This window comes from Agromyces subbeticus DSM 16689, assembly GCF_000421565.1.
Classification (GTDB): Bacteria; Actinomycetota; Actinomycetes; order Actinomycetales; family Microbacteriaceae; genus Agromyces; species Agromyces subbeticus.
This window is the reverse complement of record NZ_ATXG01000002.1, coordinates 416,653-437,686: the sequence shown is the minus strand read 5'-3', so window position 1 is coordinate 437,686 and position 21,034 is coordinate 416,653. Positions and strand designations below refer to the sequence as shown.

General features: G+C 69.5%; 23 protein-coding genes and 1 tRNA gene. 9 read left to right on the top strand and 15 right to left on the bottom strand.

Features of this window, described 5'->3' with window-relative positions:
* Window positions 1–1,599, bottom strand: a complete 1,599-nt coding sequence (locus H521_RS0105775; RefSeq protein WP_022892079.1) for an ABC-F family ATP-binding cassette domain-containing protein — start codon at window positions 1,597–1,599, stop codon at window positions 1–3.
* Between the two features lie 136 nt (window positions 1,600–1,735).
* Between H521_RS0105775 and H521_RS21675 the strand changes: the two genes are divergently transcribed.
* Entirely contained in the window at window positions 1,736–2,857 is a 1,122-nt protein-coding gene (locus H521_RS21675) for a winged helix DNA-binding domain-containing protein (RefSeq protein ID WP_022892078.1), read from the top strand.
* A 53-nt stretch (window positions 2,858–2,910) separates the two neighbouring features.
* On the opposite strand, the gene H521_RS0105765 is transcribed toward H521_RS21675, so the two are convergent.
* Both H521_RS0105765 and H521_RS0105760 read right to left on the bottom strand, forming a co-directional pair.
* A complete protein-coding gene (locus H521_RS0105765) occupies window positions 2,911–3,474 on the bottom strand; it encodes a YceI family protein (protein WP_022892077.1) in 564 nt (187 codons plus the stop codon).
* Between the two features lie 92 nt (window positions 3,475–3,566).
* The gene (locus H521_RS0105760; protein ID WP_026481950.1) at window positions 3,567–4,739 is read right to left on the bottom strand and encodes a glycoside hydrolase family 3 N-terminal domain-containing protein; all 1,173 of its coding nucleotides are present in this window, start codon (window positions 4,737–4,739) and stop codon (window positions 3,567–3,569) included.
* A gap of 19 nt (window positions 4,740–4,758) precedes the next feature.
* On the opposite strand from H521_RS0105760, the gene H521_RS26215 reads away from it, so the two are divergent.
* From H521_RS26215 to H521_RS0105730, 6 genes are all read left to right on the top strand, one after another.
* On the top strand, window positions 4,759–5,940 hold the full coding sequence (locus H521_RS26215) for an aggregation-promoting factor C-terminal-like domain-containing protein (RefSeq protein WP_211215479.1): 1,182 nt from the start codon (window positions 4,759–4,761) through the stop codon (window positions 5,938–5,940).
* 17 nt (window positions 5,941–5,957) lie between these two features.
* The gene (locus H521_RS21670) at window positions 5,958–6,785 is read left to right on the top strand and encodes an oxygenase MpaB family protein (RefSeq protein ID WP_022892075.1); all 828 of its coding nucleotides are present in this window, start codon (window positions 5,958–5,960) and stop codon (window positions 6,783–6,785) included.
* Window positions 6,785–7,279, top strand: coding sequence for an Lrp/AsnC family transcriptional regulator (locus H521_RS0105745; protein WP_022892074.1), 495 nt, complete (start codon window positions 6,785–6,787; stop codon window positions 7,277–7,279). Before H521_RS21670 ends, H521_RS0105745 begins: the two co-directional genes overlap by 1 nt.
* 107 nt (window positions 7,280–7,386) lie before the next feature.
* Entirely contained in the window at window positions 7,387–8,520 is a 1,134-nt protein-coding gene (pdhA, locus tag H521_RS0105740; RefSeq protein ID WP_026481948.1) for a pyruvate dehydrogenase (acetyl-transferring) E1 component subunit alpha, read from the top strand.
* The gene (locus tag H521_RS0105735; protein WP_022892072.1) at window positions 8,517–9,539 is read left to right on the top strand and encodes an alpha-ketoacid dehydrogenase subunit beta; all 1,023 of its coding nucleotides are present in this window, start codon (window positions 8,517–8,519) and stop codon (window positions 9,537–9,539) included. The genes pdhA and H521_RS0105735 overlap by 4 nt, the downstream gene beginning before the upstream one ends.
* A complete protein-coding gene (locus H521_RS0105730) occupies window positions 9,536–10,993 on the top strand; it encodes a dihydrolipoamide acetyltransferase family protein (RefSeq protein ID WP_022892071.1) in 1,458 nt (485 codons plus the stop codon). Before H521_RS0105735 ends, H521_RS0105730 begins: the two co-directional genes overlap by 4 nt.
* Before the next feature lie 55 nt (window positions 10,994–11,048).
* Here H521_RS0105730 and H521_RS0105725 read toward each other — a convergent pair whose 3' ends face one another.
* Entirely contained in the window at window positions 11,049–11,558 is a 510-nt protein-coding gene (locus H521_RS0105725) for a hypothetical protein (RefSeq protein ID WP_022892070.1), read from the bottom strand.
* Window positions 11,559–11,664: 106 nt separating this feature from the next.
* Window positions 11,665–12,162, bottom strand: coding sequence for a glutathione peroxidase (locus tag H521_RS0105720; protein WP_022892069.1), 498 nt, complete (start codon window positions 12,160–12,162; stop codon window positions 11,665–11,667).
* A 101-nt stretch (window positions 12,163–12,263) separates the two neighbouring features.
* Between H521_RS0105720 and H521_RS0105715 the strand changes: the two genes are divergently transcribed.
* Both H521_RS0105715 and H521_RS21665 read left to right on the top strand, forming a co-directional pair.
* On the top strand, window positions 12,264–12,749 hold the full coding sequence (locus H521_RS0105715; RefSeq protein ID WP_022892068.1) for a deaminase: 486 nt from the start codon (window positions 12,264–12,266) through the stop codon (window positions 12,747–12,749).
* A 153-nt stretch (window positions 12,750–12,902) separates the two neighbouring features.
* Window positions 12,903–13,688 (top strand): metal-dependent hydrolase, encoded by a 786-nt coding sequence (locus tag H521_RS21665; protein ID WP_022892067.1) that lies wholly within the window; start codon window positions 12,903–12,905, stop codon window positions 13,686–13,688.
* Window positions 13,689–13,905: 217 nt separating this feature from the next.
* Here H521_RS21665 and H521_RS0105700 read toward each other — a convergent pair.
* The 10 genes from H521_RS0105700 to rplU form a co-directional block, all read right to left on the bottom strand.
* Window positions 13,906–13,981, bottom strand: a tRNA-Ala gene (locus H521_RS0105700).
* 92 nt (window positions 13,982–14,073) lie between these two features.
* On the bottom strand, window positions 14,074–14,448 hold the full coding sequence (gene rsfS / locus H521_RS0105695; RefSeq protein WP_022892066.1) for a ribosome silencing factor: 375 nt from the start codon (window positions 14,446–14,448) through the stop codon (window positions 14,074–14,076).
* A 31-nt stretch (window positions 14,449–14,479) separates the two neighbouring features.
* Window positions 14,480–15,190, bottom strand: coding sequence for a hypothetical protein (locus tag H521_RS0105690; protein ID WP_156891287.1), 711 nt, complete (start codon window positions 15,188–15,190; stop codon window positions 14,480–14,482).
* A 392-nt stretch (window positions 15,191–15,582) separates the two neighbouring features.
* A complete protein-coding gene (gene nadD / locus H521_RS0105685; RefSeq protein ID WP_026481946.1) occupies window positions 15,583–16,182 on the bottom strand; it encodes a nicotinate-nucleotide adenylyltransferase in 600 nt (199 codons plus the stop codon).
* A gap of 16 nt (window positions 16,183–16,198) precedes the next feature.
* Window positions 16,199–16,420: a hypothetical protein gene (locus H521_RS0105680; RefSeq protein ID WP_022892063.1), complete on the bottom strand. Its 222-nt coding sequence runs from the start codon at window positions 16,418–16,420 to the stop codon at window positions 16,199–16,201.
* 51 nt (window positions 16,421–16,471) lie between these two features.
* The gene (locus H521_RS0105675) at window positions 16,472–17,740 is read right to left on the bottom strand and encodes a glutamate-5-semialdehyde dehydrogenase (RefSeq protein WP_022892062.1); all 1,269 of its coding nucleotides are present in this window, start codon (window positions 17,738–17,740) and stop codon (window positions 16,472–16,474) included.
* Window positions 17,741–17,749: 9 nt separating this feature from the next.
* Window positions 17,750–18,568, bottom strand: coding sequence for a glutamate 5-kinase (gene proB, locus H521_RS0105670; protein ID WP_022892061.1), 819 nt, complete (start codon window positions 18,566–18,568; stop codon window positions 17,750–17,752).
* Complete coding sequence (gene obgE / locus H521_RS21660) at window positions 18,565–20,169, bottom strand: GTPase ObgE (protein ID WP_022892060.1); 1,605 nt, start codon at window positions 20,167–20,169, stop codon at window positions 18,565–18,567. Before obgE ends, proB begins: the two co-directional genes overlap by 4 nt.
* A gap of 75 nt (window positions 20,170–20,244) precedes the next feature.
* Complete coding sequence (rpmA, locus tag H521_RS0105660) at window positions 20,245–20,502, bottom strand: 50S ribosomal protein L27 (RefSeq protein ID WP_022892059.1); 258 nt, start codon at window positions 20,500–20,502, stop codon at window positions 20,245–20,247.
* A gap of 19 nt (window positions 20,503–20,521) precedes the next feature.
* Window positions 20,522–20,830 carry a 50S ribosomal protein L21 gene (gene rplU, locus H521_RS0105655; protein WP_022892058.1) on the bottom strand — a complete coding sequence of 103 codons (309 nt, stop codon included), beginning with the start codon at window positions 20,828–20,830 and terminating at the stop codon, window positions 20,522–20,524.
* Window positions 20,831–21,034 lie beyond the last annotated feature (204 nt).

Genomic DNA, 21,034 nt, shown 5'->3' with positions numbered 1-21,034 from the left:
TCAGGCCAGCTCGATGAGCTCCTGGTACTCGCGGCTCCAGTGGTCTTCGGTGCCGTCGGGCATGATGAGCACGCGTTCGGGGTTCAGCGCCTCGACCGCGCCCGGGTCGTGCGAGACGAGCACGACCGAGCCCTCGTAGTGGGCGAGCGCGTCGAGGATCTCGGCGCGGCTCGCGGGGTCGAGGTTGTTCGTGGGCTCGTCGAGCAGCAGCACGTTGGCCCCCGAGACCACGATCATCGCGAGCGCGAGTCGCGTCTTCTCTCCGCCAGAGAGCACGCCGGCGGGCTTGTGCACGTCATCGCCGGTGAAGAGGAAGGAGCCGAGCACCTTACGCGCCTCGGTCTCGGTGAGGTTCGGTGAGGCGCTCACCATGTTCTGCAGCACCGAGCGAACGACGTCGATCGTCTCGTGCTCCTGCGCGTAGTACCCCACCCGCAACCCGTGCCCGGCCTCGACCACACCGGTGTCGGGAGCGTCGACGCCCGCGAGGATGCGGAGCAGCGTCGTCTTGCCTGCACCGTTCAGGCCGATGATGACGACCTTCGACCCGCGGTCGATCGCCAGGTCGACGGCCGTGAAGATCTCGAGCGAGCCGTAGCTCTTCGAGAGGTCGCTCGCCGTGATCGGGGTACGACCGCACGGCGCGGGAGTCGGGAAGCGAAGCTTCGCCACGCGATCGACGGTGCGCACCTCGTCGAGCCCGGCGAGCAACTTCTCTGCTCGGGCGACCATCTGGTGCGCGGCAGCGGCCTTCGACGCCTTGGCGCCGAACTTGGCGGCCTGCAACTGCAGCACTCCGGCCTTCTTCTCGGCGTTGACGCGCTCCTTCTTGCGGCGCTCCTCGTCGGCGGCGCGCTGGCGCTGGTAGTGCTTCCAGCCCATGTTGTAGATGTCGATCGCCGATCGATTCGCGTCGAGGTAGAAGACGCGATTCACGACCTCTCCGACGAGCACGACGTCGTGCGAGATCACGATCACGCCGCCCCGGTAGTTCTTCAGGAACTCGCGGAGCCAGACGACAGAGTCGGCGTCGAGGTGGTTCGTCGGTTCGTCGAGGATCATCGTCTCGGCATCCGAGAAGAGGATGCGAGCGAGCTCGATGCGACGGCGCTGGCCACCCGAGAGAGTTTTGAGCGGCTGGTCGAGAATGCGGTCGGGCAGGTTCAGGTTCGAGGCGATCGATGCGGCTTCCGCCTCGGCGGCGTATCCGCCGAGCGCGTTGAAGCGGTCGGTGAGGTTGCCGTACTTCTTCATGGCGCGCTCGGCGACCGCGGGATCGGGATCTCCCATGTTCAGGGATGCCTCGTGCATGCCGAGCGAAATCTGGCCGAGCCCCCGCGCATCGAGGATGCGGGTGCGGGCGAGCATCTCGGGGTCGCCGGACCGCGGATCCTGCGGCAGGTAACCGATTTCCCCGCCGCGGTCGATGCGGCCGCCGGTCGGGAGCGTCTCGCCGGCGAGCGTCTTCGTGAGGGTCGTCTTTCCGGCACCGTTCCGGCCGACGAGGCCGATCTTGTCGCCGTCTGAGACGCGGAAGTCGACGTGCTCCATCAGCACGCGCGCACCGATGCGGATCTCGAGATCATGGACGGCGAGCACGGGATTCCTCCGAAGGAACAGGGGTGGGATGACGTGCCGAGCGGCACAGCCTCCCAGTCTATCCCGCTCCGGCTCGCCGGGCCGCGCCGCACGGGGCGAGCGAGCGGATGTCACAGGCATCCGCCAGACTCGGGGCATGCCGACGAAACTCGCCAGCGACGCCCGCGTTCGCGCTGCCCGACTCGAGTCCCACGGTCTCGCCGCTGGTCTGCCGTCGATCGCTGCGGCGGTACGACGCCTCGGGGCTGTGCAGGCGCAAGACTTCGCTGCATCGAAATGGGTGGTCGGCTCACGAGTACCCGGTTCGGTCGCCGCCGACGTCGATGCGGCGATCGAGTCGCGCGACGTGCTCCGCTCCTGGCCGATGCGCGGCACCCTCCACCTCGTGCCGGCCGAGTCCCTGCGCGACATCCTCGCGATCACCGGTCCGCGTATCGTGCGCCTGTCGGCGACTCGGCACCGGGAGCTCGGGCTCGATGACGAGATCTACGCCGCGGCCAGACGCATCGCCGAACGAGAGCTCGAAGGCGGCCGGTCGCTCTCGCGCGACGAGCTGCAGGCCGCGTGGCAGGCGGGCGGCGTCGAGACGACCGGACAGCGCGGGTATCACCTGATCGCGTGGCTCGCGCTCGACGCTGTGCTCTGCGGCGGACCGGTCGAGGGCCGCGGGCAGCGCTTCGTGCTGCTCGATGAGTGGTCGCCGCGCATCGCAGCGGCGCCCGGCCGCGATGAGACGCTTGCGAAACTCTTCATCTCGTATGTCGCCGGGCACGGTCCGGCGACCGTGCGTGACTTCGCCTGGTGGAGCGGCCTGACCCTCACCGATGCCCGGGCAGCCCTCGCTGACGCCGGCGACGCGGTCGCTCCCTTCGACGACGAGCGATTCGTCGTCTCCGACGTGTCCGACGAGAGCCACGGCTCGACCGACGCTGCTCCCCCGGCTCCGCGAGCGGCAGGTCGGTTCGTGCTCGCTGCGTTCGACGAGTACTTCCTCGGCTACGCCGATCGCGATCCGGTGTGCGACCCGGCGCACGCCCGCCGCGTCGTGCCGGGGTCGAACGGCGTGTTCCAGCCGACGCTCGTGCAGAATGGCCGGGTAGTCGGTCTCTGGCGCCCGGTGAAACGCGCTCGCGCGACATCCGTCTCGCTCGATGGCTTCGATGGCGAACTCGACCCCGCGCGGTTCACGCCGCGACTTCGGGAGTGGGCGCGGTTCTGGGGTCAGAACCTCGGCGAGATTACCGCGGCGGCGAGGTGAATCGGAGAAGGGCGGTCGTGCGTGTGCACGACCGCCCTTCGCTCTACTCGTGATTACTGCTCGAGCGCGGCCTGCAGCTCGAGGGTGATGGTCACCTGGTCGCCGAGCAGCACGCCGCCGGTCTCGAGCGCGGCGTTGTACATGAGGCCGAAGTCCTCGCGGTTCACGACGGCCTTGGCCGTGGCGCCGCCCTTGTAGTTGCCGTAGGGGTCGCCGCCGAAGCCGCCGAAGTCGAAGTCGAAGGTGACGGGCTTCGTGATGCCGCGGATCGTGAGATCTCCGTCGACCTTGAAGTCGCCCTTCTCGACCCGCACGCCGGTCGAGACGAAGTCGATGGTCGGGTGGGTCTCAGCTTCGAAGAAGTCACCGGTGCGCAGGTGCGCGTCGCGGCTGGGCTCGTTGGTGGTGATCGAGGCGACCTCGGCCGACGCGGTCACGCTCGAGTCGAGCGGGTTCTCGCCCGTCACGAAGGTGGCGTCGAAGCGCTCGAACTTGCCCTTGACCTTGCTGATCATGAGGTGGCGAATGCTGAAGCCGACCTCGCTGTGAGCGGTGTCGATCTTCCAGGTCCCGGCGCGGTATCCGGGGATCTCGATGGTCGAGGCAGTGGTCGTCATATTGGGCAGTCTCCCGTGTTCGTCATCGTGGTGGCCGTTCGGCCACACGTATGCAAACGCATGTAGCTGCGGAGTATTCCCGAGGTCGGAAATCAGTTCGCGAGTTCGCGGCGAAGCGTCAGCACTCGAACTGCAGCGGCGTCGAGCTGCGCTTCGCTGATGCGACCCGACTGCACGGCGGTGACGATCGAGCCGACGAGGCCCTCGACGGAGATGCCCATCGTCGAGGGGTCGGCCGGCAGCACGTAGAGCAGCAGGTCGGCTCCTGCAGCCACGGCTCGCACGGCATTCTCACCGGGATCGGCGTACTCGGCGAGACCGTTGTGCTGCAGCATCAACATGTCGTCGGTGACGACGACGCCGTCGAAACCCAGTTCCTCGCGCAGGATCCGGTGCCACTCGGGCGAGAGCGAGGCCGGGGCCGGGTCGACCGCCGGGTAGCTCAGGTGGCCGGTCATCACGAGCTCCGCGCCCGCATCGATGCCGCTCCGGAACGGCAGGGCGGGCCCGGCTCGCCACTCGTCGAGTCCGAGGGGCGCGCTCGGCACGCTCGAATGGGAGTCGCCCGGCGCGGCGCCGTGGCCGGGATAGTGCTTCAACGTGCTCGCCACGATGCCGCGCTCCCCTGTCACAGCGCCCGCGACGCGCTCGGCTGCCGCCGCCGGATCGGTGCCGAGCACGCGCCCGAAGATGAAGGACTCGGGATCTGCCGTGACGTCGGCGACGATGCCGAAGTTCACGCTGACGCCGCTCGCGGCGAGCATGTCGGCCCGGGCGGCGAACGCGGCCTGCGACGCAGCAGGCGCCTCGGCGCGCAGGGTGTCGGCGGCCGCAGCGCCGTCCCATGGGAGTCGCTGCACCTCGCCGCCCTCCTCATCGATGCCGATGAGCAGGGGCGCCTCGGTGTCGACCTGCACGGCCGCCGTCAGCGCGGCGAGCTCGGCAGGGCCGCCCGGCACGTTGTCGCCCATGAGGATGAGCCCCGACACTCCCGACTCGGCGAACGCCCGAAGCGGCGCCGGATCGGTGCCCGGCGCGTGCAGCATGAGCAGCGCGGCGGCCTTCTGCTCGATGGAGAGCTGCGACATCCGCTCGTCGACCCAGGCGGCGACCGGGTCGATCGGGGTCGGGGACGGTGTCGGCGACGGAGTCTCGTGGGCACTGCGTGTCGGAGCGGCATCCGGCGCAGCGCCGGCGCACGCTGTCGCCGAGAGCAGGATCCCCGCGATGGCGAGCGGAAGGATCGCCGTTCGCTTCGTTCGCATTCGGGGAAGTCTACGTTGCGTGTCTGAACCACCGCTCGGCGAGCGCATGGGTAGACTCGCCGCCTCGAAGGGGGTGTTCGTGCGGCGCAGATCGAGGTTCGCGGCAGGCACGGCGGCGCTGCTCGTCGCCACCCTCGCGCTGCCCGCCGCTCCCGCCCTCGCCGAGGACTATCCGAGCTGGGAAGAGGTTGCCGCAGCCAAGCAGGACGTCGCCACCCGCGAGGCCGAGGCCGTGCGTATCACCGACCTCGTCGCGGCGCTCGAAGCGGAGTCGGCCCGGCTCGGCGACGCGGCCGTCGAGGCAGCGGCGGTGAACGCGGCAGCGGCGGCTGCGCACGCCGGAGCCGAGCAGCGAGCGAACACGCTGGGCTCCGCGTCGACTGCCGCAGCGGCCGAGGCCGTCGCCTCGGGCGAACGGCTCGGGCGGGTGGGCGCCGTGCTCGCCCGCACGGGTGGCATGGATGTCACGTTGCGCCTGTTGCTGGCCGGTGACGCGTCGTCCGACTTCCTGCAGGGGCTGTCGCGAGCGGCGCAGCTCACCGAGCTCTACGGCGGAGTCGCCGAACAGGCCGAGAGCGCACGGGCGCAATCGCAAGCGCTCGCAGCGCAGGCCGATGTCGCCGAGCGTGAACGTGAGCGGCTCGCCGTCGAAGCCGCCGATGCTGCCGCTGCCGCCGAGACGGCACATGCGGCCGCCGAGGCCGACGTCGCCGAACAACGCGCCGTCGTCGACACCCTCTACGCCCAGCTCGCGAGCCTTCGCGACAGCACCGCCGAGCTCGAGCGGCGGCATCAGGCCGGCGAACAGCTGAAGGAGGCAGAGTCGGAACGGCAGCGGGCCGCCGAAGAGGCGAGCGGCGGCATCGGCAGCGCTCCCCCGCCGGGTGTCGTCGTCGACACCGCTGGTGCCAAGGCGTACGCCGCTGCAGCCGTCGCACGGTACGGCTGGGGCAACGGCGAGTACCAGTGCCTCGTGCTGCTGTGGACCCGCGAGTCGAGCTGGCGTGCCGACGCCTACAACGCCTCGAGCGGCGCCTATGGCATTCCGCAGTCATTGCCCGGCAGCAAGATGGCCTCCGCCGGTGCCGATTGGCGCACGAACGCCGCGACCCAGATCGAATGGGGCCTCTCGTACATCGCCGACCGCTACGGGGCTCCGTGCGGTGCCTGGGCGCACTCGGAGGATGTCAACTGGTACTAGCGGTACAACTGGTACTGATGCGCGAACACGACGAACGAAGGGCGTTCCACCGTCATGCCGCCGAGGGCGTGCTGCTGCTGGGCGGCGGAGCCGCGATCCTGCTGCAACTGGCCGACCCTCGTGTCGCTCGCGGCGTCGCCCGGCACAGCGCGTTCCGCGAGCGGCCCCTCGATCGGCTGGTCGGCACGCTCGACTACGTCTACGCCATCGGATTCGGCGATGAGGCCGTGGCCGCCGAGGCGGTGCGCACGGTCAACCGCCGTCACGCGCCCGTTCGAGGGGGCGCCGACAGCACTGCGCCGGCCTACAGCGCCTTCGACGCCGACGCGCAACGGTGGGTCGCCTCGACCCTGCTCGCCGTCGCCCTCGAGTTGCATGAACGACTCTGGGGACCCTTGCCGATGACGACCGCCGACGCGATCGTGATGGGCTACGCGCCACTCGGCGGCCGTCTGCAGGCGACCGGCGATGGCTGGCCCTCCACCCGGGCCGAGTTCGATGCGTGGTGGATCGACCGGCTCGCCGGCCTCACCGTGGGCGACGACGCCCGAGCCGTGGCGAGAAGCCTGCTCACCGAGACATCCGCGCTGCCCTTCGGTGCCGCAGCGCTGCTGCCGCTCGTGCGCCTCGTGACGGCCGCACTGCTGCCGGCGCCGATTCGCGCTGCGTACGGGTTCCACTGGACGCCTCGCGTCGAGCGAGTCGTGAACGGATGGTTCCGCGCGATCGCCGCCGTCTGGCCGCTCCTGCCCCGGGCCATTCGCCACGCGCCGATGCGCGCCTCGCTTCGACGCGTCGAAGCGAGGCGCAGCCGGTACTCTGGAGATGAGCAACGAGGACGATGATGACCCAGCCAGCACAGCACCGGAACGACGCGCTCGATGCCATCGACCGACGCATCGTCGCCGAGCTCAGCCGCGACGGTCGTCTCTCGGTGCGCACGCTCGCCGAACGGGTGCACATCTCTCGCACCGCGGCGCACAATCGCGTGCAGCAGTTGCAGCAGCGCGGCGTCATCACCGGGTTCGGCGCGCAGATCGACCGCAAGGCGATCGGCCTGAACATCTCGGCGCTCGTGGTCGTTCGCATCGGCGAGGTGTCGTGGGAGTCGATCGCCGCGAAGCTCGCCACCCTGCCCTTCGTCGAGAAGGTGCAGGCGGTGTCGGGCGACATCGACATCATCCTCACGGTGAGCGCGCCCGACCACGAGCAGCTGAGCCAGGCGATCCTCCGCGACATCCATGACATGCCCGGTGTGGTCTCGACGAGATCGCACCTGATCCTCGCCGAACTCGAGGGTCACCCGCCCGCGCAGACCCTGGACATCTGGCGCAGCTGAGGCTCTGCTGCCGGACGATCGGCAACGCTTTCGGCCCCGCGAAGCCGTTCGTTCACGGTTGCTCGAGAGCCCCACCGAGCGGCGCGAGAGTGTCGCACGATGAAGGCATGAGCCTCAATGTCGAGCACGCCTCCGTTCGCGTCCTGCCCTCCGAGAAGCCCCTGCGGCTGCTCGACAACGCCGGGCATGCGGTCACCGGCGCGGCCACCGGCGGCTTCGGTCTTCCCGACTCCGAGACGCTCCTCGACCTCTACCGAAAGATGGTCGTCGCCCGGCGCTTCGACGTGCAGGTCACGGCACTCACCAAGCAGGGCCGGCTCGCGACGTATCCCTCCGCCTACGGGCAGGAAGCCTGTGAGATCGGCGCGGTCGCAGCCCTGACGACCGATGACTGGCTGTTCCCCACGTATCGCGACAGCGTGGCACTGCTCACCCGCGGCATCGAGCCCGGCGACATCCTCGCCGCCTTCCGCGGCGACTGGCACAACGGCTACGACCAGCATGCGCACCGCACGGCCGCGCAGGCGACGCCGCTCGCGACGCAGACCCTGCACGCGGTCGGCCTTTCGCACGCGGCCAGGCTCCGTCACGACCCGGTCGTCGCCCTCACCTTCCTCGGCGACGGGGCGACGAGCGAGGGTGACGCGCACGAGGCGTTCAACTTCGCTGCGGTCTGGCAGACGCCCACGGTGTTCGTCGTGCAGAACAACCAGTTCGCGATCAGCGTGCCGCTCGAGCGGCAGACGCGCGCCGCGACGCTCGCCGACAAGGCCGTCGGCTACGGCATGCCGGGCTACCACGTCGACGGAAACGACGTCGCGGCCATGTACGCCGTGACACAGGCGGCCATCGACCGGGCACGCTCCGGCGGCGGCCCCACCCTCATCGAGGGCGTCACCTACCGCATCGAGGCGCACACGAACTCCGACGACCCGACCCGCTATCGCGCGGCCCGCGACGTCGAGCACTGGAAGCGCCGCGACCCGATCGAGCGCCTCGAGAAGTACCTGGTCTCCGAGGGCGCGCTCACCGAGGCGCTGCGCACCGAGATCGCGGATGCCGCGGAGGCGCTCGCCGAGCGCACGCGCGAGGTGATGACGACCGAGGCCGAGATCGACCCGCTCGAGCTCTTCGATCACGTGTACGGGCGCGACCGCGCCGCACTGCTCGAACAGCGCGCCGCCCTCGAGGCCGAGCTCGCCGCCGGCGCGTTCGCCTCGCACGCCGGAGCCGCACGATGACCGCGACCGTGACGAGCAGCACCTCCGCCGAGGCATCCGCCCCGACGCAGCTCACCATGGCCGGCGCGCTCAACGCCGCGATGCGCGATGCGATGACGGCCGACGACCGCGTCGTCGTCTACGGAGAGGACGTCGGGCCGCTCGGCGGCGTGTTCCGCGTCACCGACGGCCTGCAGGCCGAGTTCGGCACCGACCGCATCTGGGACTCGCCCCTCGCCGAGTCGGGCATCATCGGCACGGCGATCGGCATGGCGATGTACGGCATGCGCCCCGTTGTCGAGATGCAGTTCGACGCCTTCAGCTACCCGGCGTTCGAGCAGATGGTGTCGCACGTCGCGAAGATGCGCAATCGCACGAAGAGCCGGGTCACGCTGCCGATGGTGGTGCGCATTCCCTGCGCCGGAGCGATCGGCGGCGTCGAGCACCACTCGGACTCCTCCGAGTCGTACTGGGCGTCGACGCCGGGCCTCACCGTCGTGATGCCGTCGAATCCCGCCGACGCATACTCGATGCTCCGCGAGGCGATCGACAGCGACGACCCCGTCGTCTTCATGGAGCCGAAGAGCCGCTACTGGTCGAAGGCGCCGCTCGCGCTGCCCGTGACGACGGCGCCCATGGACCGCGCCGAGGTCGTGCGCGAGGGCACCGATGTCACGCTCATCGGCTACGGCCCGACGGTGCGCACCGCACTCGAGGCGGCGGAAGCCGCATCCGAAGAGGGCCTCTCGATCGAGGTCATCGACCTCCGCAGCCTCTCCCCCTTCGACGACGCCACCGTCGGCGCATCCGTGCGCAAGACCTCGCGCGCCGCCGTGATCCATGAGGCCGCCCAGTTCGGCGGCTACGGTGCAGAGGTCGCGGCACGGATCACCGAGCGCAACTTCCATCACCTCGCCGCACCCGTGCTGCGCATCGCGGGTTTCGACATCCCCTTCCCCTCGCCGAAGCTCGAGGAGTACCACCTGCCGACCGCGAACCGCGTGCTCGCAGCGCTCGACACCTGGGAGTGGGACGCATGAGCCGCGAGTTCATCCTCCCCGACCTCGGCGAGGGGCTCACCGAGGCCGAGATCGTCGCGTGGCTCGTCGCCCCGGGCGACGAGGTGACGATCGACCAGGTCGTGGTCGAGATCGAATCGGCGAAGTCCGTCGTGCAATTGCCCACGCCGTTCGCCGGTGTGGTGGAGTCGCTCGGCGGCGAGGTCGGCGAAGTGCTGCACGCCGGAACGGTGCTGATGACGCTCGGCGCCCAGGCTGGATCACCGGCGTCGACGGCGCCATCGGCATCCACATCGGCGTCAGCTCAGGCTGCGGATGTCGCGGAGCCAGCCGAACCCGGCATCATCACCCGCGACGCCGCCCCCGCTGAAGAGTCCGGCGCCGTGCTGATCGGGTACGGCACGCGGCAGTCGACCGTCACGAAGCGATCGGCGTCGGCGCCGGCCCGCTTCGGTCGTCGTGGCGCCGGCAGCGGCGCTGCCGGCGGCGGTGCGGCCAGCGGCGGCACCGCGGCGACCAGCCCGGCCTCACGTGCAACCGGCTCCGCGCGACTCGATGCCGGCCGTCGCTCCCCTGTGGTCTCCCCCATCGTTCGCCGTCTCGCCCGCGAACACGGCTTCGACGCGAGTCAGTTGCTCGGCTCAGGACCCGAGCACCTCGTGATGCGACGCGACGTCGAGTCATACATCGCCGAGGAGCGCGAATCCGGAGCGAAAGCGAGCCCCGCGACATCCGTCGACCGGCTCGAGACGTCACCGGCACCCGCAACCGGCACCGACCGCGACGGTGACCGCCGGGTGCCACTCGACCGCATGGGCCGCGCCGCCGCGGCGCACTTCTCTCGCTCTCGCCGAGAGATCCCCGAGGCGACCGTCTGGATGGATGTCGACGCCACCGAACTGCTGAGCGCGCGCCGCCAACTGCAGGAGGCGACCGGCGAGCGCTTCGGCATCACGGCGCTCATCGCCCGGTTCGTCGTCGCGGGGCTCGTCAAGCACCCGTCGCTCAACGCGAGCTTCGACGCCGACCGCGAAGAGCTCGTCATTCACTCGACCGTGAACCTGGGGCTCGCGGCGCAGACTCCGCGAGGACTCCTCGTGCCGGTCGTGCACGGCGCCGAGCGGATGTCGCTGCGCGCCCTGCGCGACGCGATCCTGACGCGCACCGACGAGGCCACCACCGGCGCGTTCCCGCCCGCCGCACTCACCGGCGGCACCTTCACGCTCAACAACTACGGCACGCTCGGGGTCGACGGTTCCGCCGCCATCATCAACCACCCCGAGGCAGCGATGCTCGGCGTCGGGCGCTTCATCGAGCGACCGTGGGTGGTCGAGGGCCAACTCGCCGTGCGAACCGTGACCGAGTTGACGATCTCATTCGATCATCGCGTGTGCGATGGCGCGGAGGCGGCCGCGTTCCTCACCTTCCTGGCGCGCTGCATCGAGCGCCCGGTCTCCGTGCTCGCCGAGCTCTGAGCGCAGCGCGGTGGCAGCCGCGCGGAATCAGAAGCGCGGGATCGGCCGCGCCGGATCAGAAGAACTCGTCGGGCGTGCCGGCCGCGCGCTCGACGTCGCGGGTCTGCTGCCCGGCCGCGGTGAGCTTGGCGACCGCGACCCGGAGACCTGATTCCATCTGCGCTGCCCATGCGTCGGACTCGCGGGCGCCGGCCTCGGCCGCGCGCGCCCGCGCCTCACTCGCTTGGGCCGCTTCGCGAGCGTCTTTCACCTGCTTGAGTGCGAGCGAGATGCCGTAGTAGGCGGCCACCATGGTGGCGATGGGCGCGGCGATGATAGCCAGGGCGCTGATCGCCGCCCCGGTCGGGCTGAACGCGATGAGCAGCGCGAACGCGAGGAAGAGGGCGACGATCGCGGCGAGCACCACGAGCATGAACCTGAGGTCGGTGCCCCACCTGCCCCGCTCGACTGCATCGGCAGGGGCATGCGCCGGCGTCTGCTCGGAATCGGATGCGGGCGCGAACGTCTGCATCTCAGTCGTGGGGACATCGTGCTCAGTGGTCGGACGACCGTACACGTCGGACATTCGTGCTCCGCTCCTGTTGCATTCGGATCAACCCCCCAATTCTGGGGCCGCGTCGTTGGCCGGTCAAGGCGCCGCGCGGCGCGTCAGGCGCGTCGCACCGACCGGGTCAGGCCGCTTTCGCCTCCGCCAGACCTGCTTCGATCGCCGCGATCACCGCGGGATCGTCGGGCTGCGTCGTCGGTCGGAATCGCTGCACCCGACCGCCCGGCTGCACGACGAACTTCTCGAAGTTCCACTTGACGCGGCCGGCCTTGCCGGCGGCATCCGTCACCTTCGTGAGTGCCTCATAGAGCGGATGCCGGTTGCGGCCGTTGACCTTGACCTTCTCCATGAGCGGGAACGTCACGCCGTACGTCATGGAGCAGAACTCCTTGATGTCGTCGCCGTCACCCGGCTCTTGGCCCGCGAACTGGTTGCACGGAAACCCGAGCACGGTGAAGCCGCGGTCGCCGTATTCGCGCTGCAGCGCCTCGAGCTTCTCGTACTGCGGAGTGAGGCCGCATTTCGAGGCGACGTTCACGACCATCACGACCCGGTCGGTGTAGTCGGCGAGCGTCGTCGTCTCGCCGTCGATCGTCGTGAGGGGGATGTCTCTGATGTCCACTCCTCGAGCCTAGGTGCGCCAGAGACGTGCGAAGCCGCCTTCACACCGGATGCGAAGGCGCGCCGCTCGCGCGCCGGCCCGAATCGCGGCAGACTCGCCCCATGAGCGTCTCCGAAGAAGATCTGGTGTTTCTCGAGCGTGCCGTCGCGCTCGCGCGAGAAGCCGCGGCGGCCGGCGATGGTGCGTTCGGCTCGGTGCTCGTGGATGCCTCGAGGGTCGAACGATTCGCCGACCGCAATCGCGAAGTCACCCTCGGCGACGAGACGCGGCATCCCGAGTTCGAGATCGCCCGGTGGGCCGCGACGAACCTGACGACGGCTGAACGAGCCGGTGCCACCGTCTACACGTCGGCCGAGCACTGCCCGATGTGCTCCGCAGCGCATGCATGGGTGGGTCTCGGACGCATCGTCTATGCGGCCTCGGCGGCGCAGGTCAGTGCGTGGCGAGCAGAAGTCGGTCTCGCGCCTTCGCCCGTCGCCGTACTTCCCATCACGATCGTCGCGCCCGGTCTCGTCGTCGACGGGCCCGTCGACCGATACGCCGGCGAACTCAGGTCGCTGATCCTCGGCGCTCCGATGGAGTCCTGAGCCGCGCGCAGGCGGACGGCTCGCGGCGTCCGGTGTCGGCGTGGCGCGATACGGTCGGATGGCGCGGCCGAGGCCGTGAGGTGACGAGCGGTGTGCGCACGTCGAAGCGCATCACGTGACGATGCACGCCACCGAGAGGACCACCCCAGCACGATGATGGGCGTCAACCATGCCACGAGCGGCGCCGCCGCTTGGATCGCCGCGACCGGAGCCATGCCGTACCTCACCAGTGGCGCGTACCCTCTCGATCCCGTGGGCGTCATCGCGGGATCCTTCGTCTGCGCCGGCGCGGCGCTGCTGCCCGACGCCGACCACCACAGCGCCACGATCGCCCGGTCGGTGCCGATCCTCGGTCGGCTCACCGCCGGCGCCGTCAACTCGGTCTCCGGCGGACATCGCCACGGTGCGCATTCGCTGATCGCAGCGGCGATCGTCGGTGTCGGCGCGTGGGCGCTGACGCTCGTGACGCTCACGACGGAGCGACTCGGCACGTTCTCGCTCGGCACCGTGATCGGTGCTGCGGCGCTCATGTGCTTCGCCGTGAAGGCACGCGACATGGTCGAGTCGTGGCTGACAGCCTGGGTGCTCGGAGCGGTGTTCGGAATGCTCCTCGTGCTGCTCGCGCCCGGCAGCATCGCGTGGTTCCCGCTCGCCGTCGTCGTCGGCTTCCTCGCCCACCTCGCGGGCGACCTGCTCACCACCGGCGGCCTTCCTGGGCTGCTCTGGCCGATCAGGCCACGACCGCCGAAACTGCTGCGCAAGGCACCGCTCATCAGCAGCATCTGGCGACCGAACGGCTTCGTCGCCCTTCCGCTGCTCGGAGACACCGGGTCGATCCGCGAGATCGCCTTCGGATCGGTGCTGGCGCTCTACGTGCTCGTCGGGAGCGCGCACGAGGCGCTGCTCTGGTTCGGAGTCGACATCATCGCCGTGCCGTAGCGATCGCGCCACGGAACTCGGCGTCATCGACCGCGCGCAGTTCGCCGCGCGTGGGATTGCAAGCCGGTCTCTGCCCGGGTGAGGTTGACGAACGGGGGTAATCGTGGGCACGACATGGGTTCGAATGAAAAGGCCCCAAAAATGGCCCCGACGGCCCCTTCTCGGCCATCTTCAACGCGAAAAACCCCTGTGAATCTACCGATTCATCAGGGGTTCTTGGTGGATCTGAGGGGACTCGAACCCCTGACCCCCTGCATGCCATGCAGGTGCGCTACCAGCTGCGCCACAGACCCGTACACCCCGTTTGGGGCAACGAATTGAGCTTACACCAGCCTCGGCCCGCGAAAGAAATCGAGGGACCCTCGACCCGCGGATGCCCCGGCCATCAGCTCTTCGACGTGAGCAGCGGTGCCACCGGCAGCGCCGGGCAGTCGGCCCAGAGCCGCTCGAGACCGTAGTACAGGCGCTCTTCCTGGTGGAAGACGTGCACGACGAGGTCGCCGAAATCGAGCAGGATCCAGCGACCGGTGTGGTGGCCCTCGCGACGGCGAGTCGGGGTGCCGGCGTGGCCGAGCACCTCTTCGATCTCGTCGGCGATCGCGATGACGTTTCGTTCGGAGTTGCCGGTGACGAGGAGGAACACGTCGGCGAACGGGAGCGGCACCGACACGTCGAGCGCGACGAGATCGTCGCCGCCCTTCGCATCGGCTGCGCGCGCCGCTGAGGCGAGCAGATCGAGAGCCTGGGCGGATGCGGTCATGCGCTCACTTCCGGTGCGTGATTGATTCGGATCAGAACAGCCCCGCGATCGCGCCGATCACCAAGGTACCGACGACGCCGAGTGCGAGCACGCCGGCGGTGACGGCGAGCACGAGCGGAACGTTCATGCTCTCCTTCTTCGGAGGCGCGATCATCGCGCGCGCGGCACCTTGGGTGCTGATCGCGCTCGTCGCCGCCACGGGCGCTGCGCCGGTGCCGACGTCTTCGACCTGGTCGAAGAGACGATCGACGTCGGAGGAATCGATGCGGCTCGGGTGAACGCCGGTGGCGCCATAGGAGCGAGGCAGGTCGATCGACCCGGTGGCGATGATCTCACCAGGGGCTGCGAGTGGGTTGCCGATTGCGGAGAGCGGGCTGCCGATCGACCCGTGGTCGGGAAGGTTCGGCAGGATGAGCGCGTTCGTCGTGGTCGGCACGCCGTGGCTGACCCCACCGCGCGAGAGCAGCTGATCGAACGGCTCGGCCACTTCGACGGGAGCGTTCAGCTGCGAGGTCCAGTGACCGACTGCGGCCGAGGCGGATGCGTCGGCCTCGGCGTCGCTCGGACGAGTCGCCGGTGCCGGCGCAGCGGCGCGTGATTGCGATGAATCGATCGGCTGCGCCGCCGCATCGTCTTCGAGGTCGAATTCGTCGAGCTGGGTGCCGTCGAGCATGGCGCGAAGCTCTCGACGTGTGAGCGTGCGCTCGGGCGTGCTCGACTCGGCCTGACCAGGCTGTTGCACGGCCTGAGCCGCGCTCACCGGCGCCGGCTGCACCTGTTTCGGAGCCTGGAGCGCATTGGGCGGAGGCGGCACCTGCCGCGGAGCGAACGGGCTCTGCTGGGGCAAAGGAGCCACCCCGGGCACCGCTGGTGCAGCGGGCGCTACGCCGAACGGCGAGGCGTCTGCGTACCCCGCGGCCGGCCGAGGGGCAGCGAAGGCCGGGCTCGAGGCCGAAACGGGAAGCGAGGGGGCGGGAACGGCTTGCGCGGGCGTCGGCGGAAGCGAAGGAGTCGAAACGGGGACGGGCGGAGCCTCGTGCGCTGCATCAGGGGTCGACGAAGGCTCCTGCTGCTCCAGCAGTCGCTCGCGTTCGCGCATTTCGCGGCGCGTCAGCGGCGGATCCTGCGACGACGTCATTCGACACTCCGGTAGAGATGGTGCTTGGAGATGTACTGGACGACCCCATCGGGCACCAAGTACCACACCGGGAAACCCCGGCGCACCCTGCTCCGGCAATCGGTCGACGAGATCGCCAGTGCCGGAACCTCCAGCAAGCTTACGTCTTGCTCGGGCAATCCAGAAACGCTCAGCACATGTCCCGGACGACTCACAGCAACGAAGTGCGCAAGATCCCAGAGCTCCTGCACGTCTTTCCAGGAGAGGATCTGCGCGATCGCGTCGGCTCCGGTGATGAAGTACAGGTCGGCGTCGGGACGCTCGCGTCGGATATCACGCAGCGTGTCGATCGTGAACGTGGGCTTCTCGCGATCGATGTCGACGCGGCTCACGGTGAACCGGGGGTTCGACGCGGTCGCGATGACCGTCATCAGGTACCGGTGCTCGGCCTGCGTGACGTTCGACTTGTAGCTCGGCTGCCCGGTCGGCACGAACACGACCTCGTCGAGGTCGAGAGATTGCGCGACCTCACTCGCGGCCACGAGGTGTCCGTGATGGATGGGGTCGAACGTGCCGCCCATCACTCCGATTCGAGGCCGGGGCCGCGCGACCGTCATCGCGATCTCGCCCGCCTCAGTGGCCGCCGTGCTCGTCTCCGGTGTGGCGGGCGGCGTACGCCGCGGCCTTCGCGCTGTGGCGGTTCGCCACGTCGCGGTACGAGGCGACGACGAAGCCGAGCGCGGCGAAGATGACGAGGGCGATGAGGCCGTAGACCCACGTCTCCATGGGCAGTTCCCTCGCGTGCACCGTTTCGGTGAACACCGTCGCGGTCTGCACTGCGGTGGCTAGGCTCATTCGCCGTTCCTTTCGAATCCTGCGGGTCGTGCTCCAGACAGTCTAGCGATGTCAGCTGCGCACATGACCGGCGCCCCGCACGATCCACTTGGTGCTGGTGAGCTCGGGCAGGCCCATCGGCCCCCGTGCGTGCAGCTTCTGCGTCGAGATGCCGACCTCGGCGCCGAACCCGAACTCGGCGCCGTCGGTGAAGCGGGTGGAGGCGTTCACCATGACCGCCGCGGCATCCACCTCGTTCAAGAACCGTTCGGCATTGCCGAGGTCGTTGGTGACGATCGACTCGGTGTGCTTCGTCGAGTACCGGCGGATGTGGCGGAGGGCGTCGTCGAGCGAGTCGACCACCCCGACCGAGAGGTCGAGCGACATGTGCTCGATCGCCCACTCGTCGTCGGTGACGGCCGTGACCTCGGGCCTGATGGCACGCACGCGCTCGTCTCCATGCACCGTGACACCGGATGCCTCGAGGCGGGCGAGCACCGGCGGCAACAGGCGCTCGGCGGCACTCGCGTGCACGAGCAGCGTCTCGAGCGCGTTGCACACGCTCGGGCGCTGCGTCTTGGCGTTGTGCACGAGATCGACCGCCCAGTCTTCACGGGCGCTCTCGTCGAGGAACATGTGCACGACGCCGGCACCCGTCTCGATGACCGGCACCTTGGCCTCGTCGACGACGGCGCGGATGAGACCGGCACTCCCCCGCGGAATCAGCACGTCGACGTAGTCGCGGGCCTGCATCAGGTGGCGCGCACCGGCCCGACCGAAGTCGTCGACCGTCTGCACGGCTTCGGCGGGAAGGCCGACCGACTCGAGTGCGTCGCGAAGCACGCCGAGCAGCACCCGGTTCGTCGCCTCGGCAGCGCTGCCGCCGCGAAGCACGACCGCGTTGCCGCTCTTGAGCGCGAGCACGGCGATGTCGATCGTGACATTGGGCCGCGCCTCGTAGATCGCTCCGATCACGCCGAGCGGCACGCGCACCTGATCGATGCGAATACCGTTGGGCAGCGAACGGCCGCTGACGGTGTCGCCGACGGGGTCGGTGAGAGCGATCACCTCTCGAACGGCGTCGGACAGCGCAGCCACTCTCCGTTCATCGAGGGTGAGTCGATCGAGGAGGCCCGCCCCGAGGCCTGCCGTGCGGCCGGCGTCGAGATCGACGGCGTTCGCACGGATGATCTCGGATGAGCGCTCGGCGAGCAGCACCGCCACCTGTTCGAGCGCGGCATCCTTCTCAGCGGTCGCGGCGCGCGCGAGGCGGCGGGACGCCTCTTGAGCGGCGGCGAGACGGCGGTCGATCACGGAGGTGTCGAGGTCGGTCTGCTCCATGGCACCAGCCTAGGTGAGCGGGATGTCGCCGACGCTCGTGTGACGCCCTGGGGCCGCGTCGAACCAGGTGCCCACCGGGGCACCCGAGAGGGCCTCGGCGACGAGCGGCGTGGCGGTGATGAGCACCGCGGCGCCCGCCTCTGCTGCGATGCGCGCGGCCGAGACCTTGGTCTCCGCTCCCCCGGTGCCGACGCCGGCTCGACCGGCAGCACCGATCTCGACGCCCTCGAGGGCATCGCCGTACGGCACATGCTCGATGCGGCGGGCACCCTCGAGATGCGGCGGCTTGGTGTACAGGGCGTCGACGTCGGAGAGCAGCACCAGCAGCTCGGCGCCGATCAGCTCGGCGACCAGTGCCGCGAGGCGGTCGTTGTCGCCGAAGCGGATCTCGTGCGTTGCGACGGTGTCGTTCTCGTTCACGATCGGGAGGATGCGCAGCGACAGGAGGCGGTCCATCGCGCGCTGGGCGTTCGAGCGCGGCGTGGCGTTCTCGAGATCGCCCGCGGTGAGCAGCACCTGCCCGGCGAGCACGCCGTAGCGGTCGAGGCTCGTCTGGTAGCGCCACATCAAGACGTTCTGCCCGACGGCCGCGGCGGCCTGCTGCGTGGCGAGGTCGGTGGGCCTGCCGTCGAGCTCGAGGAACGGGATCGCGGTCGCGATGGCGCCCGACGACACGAGCACGATTTCGGCCCCGCGAGCGTGCGCGGCGGCCAGCGCGTCGACGAGTGGACCGATCTGCTCGGCGTTGTCACCGCTGATCGACGAGGAGCCGACCTTCACCACGATGCGCGTGGCCGAGGCGATCTCGGAGCGATTGCGAGGCGTCATGCCCGTTCCTCGCCGCTCGAGTCCTCTCCGCCGTCGGTCGCGGCGGGCGATGCCGGGGCATCGGTCGCCGCGATCGCCGCGTCGTCTGCTGCGGTCTGCTCGTCGAGCTCCGACCACATGTTGGCGCCGCGTTCGCGCTCGAGCTCGGCGCGCGCTTCGGCCTTCGCGTCCATGCGCTCGTAGTATTCGCTGCGTCGTTCGGCGCGCGTGGCGCGCCGGTTCTCGTCGAGACGCACGTCGGTGCCGCGTGGGGCGGTGATGAGCTCGGCGGTCGAGGTGAGCGTGGGCTCCCAGTCGAACACGACACCGGCGCCCTTGCCGATCACGACGGTCGATCCGGCATCGGCTCCGGCGCGTACGAGCGCGTCTTCGACGCCGAGCTTGGCCAGACGATCGGCCAGGAAGCCGACGGCCTCGTCGTTCGTGAAGTCGGTCTGCTGCACCCAGCGTTCGGGCTTCTGGCCGAGCACCCGGTAGATGGTGCCGTAGCTGCCGCCTTCTGGGCGCACGACGAAGCCGGGATCATTGGTGGTCTTCGGGCGGATCACGATGCGCTCGGGCACGGGAATGGCGGCCAACTCGGCCCTGGCCGTGTCGACGAGCTCTCCGAGCGCGAAGCCGAGCTGGCGGAGTCCTTCGTGGCTCACCGTCGAGATCTCGAAGACGCGGTAGCCGCGGGACTCGAGCTCTGGGCGAACGAACTCGGCGAGGTCGCGCCCCTCTGGCACGTCGATCTTGTTGAGCGCGATGAGCTGCGGGCGCTCGAGCAACGGCACCTGGCCCTCGGGCACCGGGTACGCCTCGAGTTCACCGAGGATGACCTCGAGGTCGGTGATCGGGTCGCGCCCTGGCTCGAGCGTCGCGCAGTCGAGCACGTGCAGCAGCGCGGCGCAGCGCTCGACGTGACGCAGGAACTCGAGGCCGAGCCCCTTGCCCTCGCTGGCGCCCTCGATGAGGCCGGGCACATCGGCCACGGTGAACCGGTGGTCGCCGGCCTGCACGACGCCGAGGTTCGGGTGCAGCGTCGTGAACGGGTAGTCGGCGATCTTCGGGCGCGCCGCAGACAACGCGGCGATCAGGCTCGACTTGCCGGCCGAGGGGTAGCCCACGAGCGCGACATCGGCGATGCTCTTCAGCTCGAGCGTGATCTCGATCTCGTCGCCGAGCGTGCCGAGCAGCGCGAACCCGGGGGCCTTGCGCTTGGTGCTCGACAGGGCGGCGTTGCCGAGACCGCCGAGACCGCCGGCCGCGGCGACGAACCGCGTGCCCGGCTCGGTGAAATCGGCGAGTTCGACGCCATCGGCGTCTTTGACCACGGTGCCGACGGGCACCGGGAGCTCGAGCGTCTCGCCGACGGCTCCGGAGCGGTGATCGCCCATGCCGGGCTGCCCGTTCGGAGAGGAGCGATGCGGGCGTCCGTGGTAGCCCAGGAGCGTGGTCACCTGCGGATCGGCGATGAGCACGATGTCGCCGCCGTGCCCGCCGTTGCCGCCATCGGGCCCGGCGAGCGGCTTGAACTTCTCACGGCGCACCGAGACGCAGCCGTTGCCGCCATGACCGGCACGCAGGAACAGCGTCACCTCGTCGACGAAGCTGACCATGCTGCACTCTCCAAACCGATGATGAAAACACGTGAGGGCGAGCCGAAGCCCGCCCTCACGAAAACCGTCGATCGACTATTCGCCGACCGCCACGATGTTGATGACCTTGCGGCCACCCTTGTGACCGAACTGCACTGCACCGGCCTCGAGGGCGAACAGGGTGTCGTCGCCACCGCGACCGACGCCCGCGCCCGGGTGGAAGTGGGTGCCGCGCTGGCGGACGATGATCTCGCCTGCGCCGACGACCTGGCCACCGAAGCGCTTCACGCCGAGGCGCTGCGCGTTGGAGTCACGACCGTTGCGAGTAGAGCTCGCTCCCTTTTTGTGTGCCATTAGCTGCTCTCCTCAGGCTCTACTTGATTCCGGTGACCTTGACGCGCGTGAGGTCCTGACGGTGCCCCTGGCGCTTCTTGTATCCGGTCTTGTTCTTGAACTTCTGGATCACGATCTTCGGGCCGCGAAGGTCGTTCAGGACCTCGGCCGTGACCGTGACCTTCTCGAGCGACTTGGCGTCGGAGGTGATCTTGTCGCCATCGACGAGGAGAACCGCGGCAAGGGTGACGTTGCCGTTCTTGTCTGCCTTGATGCGGTCCATCGTCACGATAGTGCCGACTTCGACCTTCTCCTGCCGACCGCCGGCGCGCACTACTGCGTAAACCACTACTCGTACCTATCTCTGGGGAGCCCGGAGGCTCCGACTGTCTGATGGGATGTCACTGCGCGGGACCCCAGCGGGAAGGAGAGGGTCGTCACTGCCAGAAAACTGTGTTGCAGATACGTCTGCAGACGGGGCCGCCGGGATAAGCGGTGGCACCAACGGTCGAGTTTACCGGATGTCGGGGGGCCGGTCAAACGCGCAGCCACC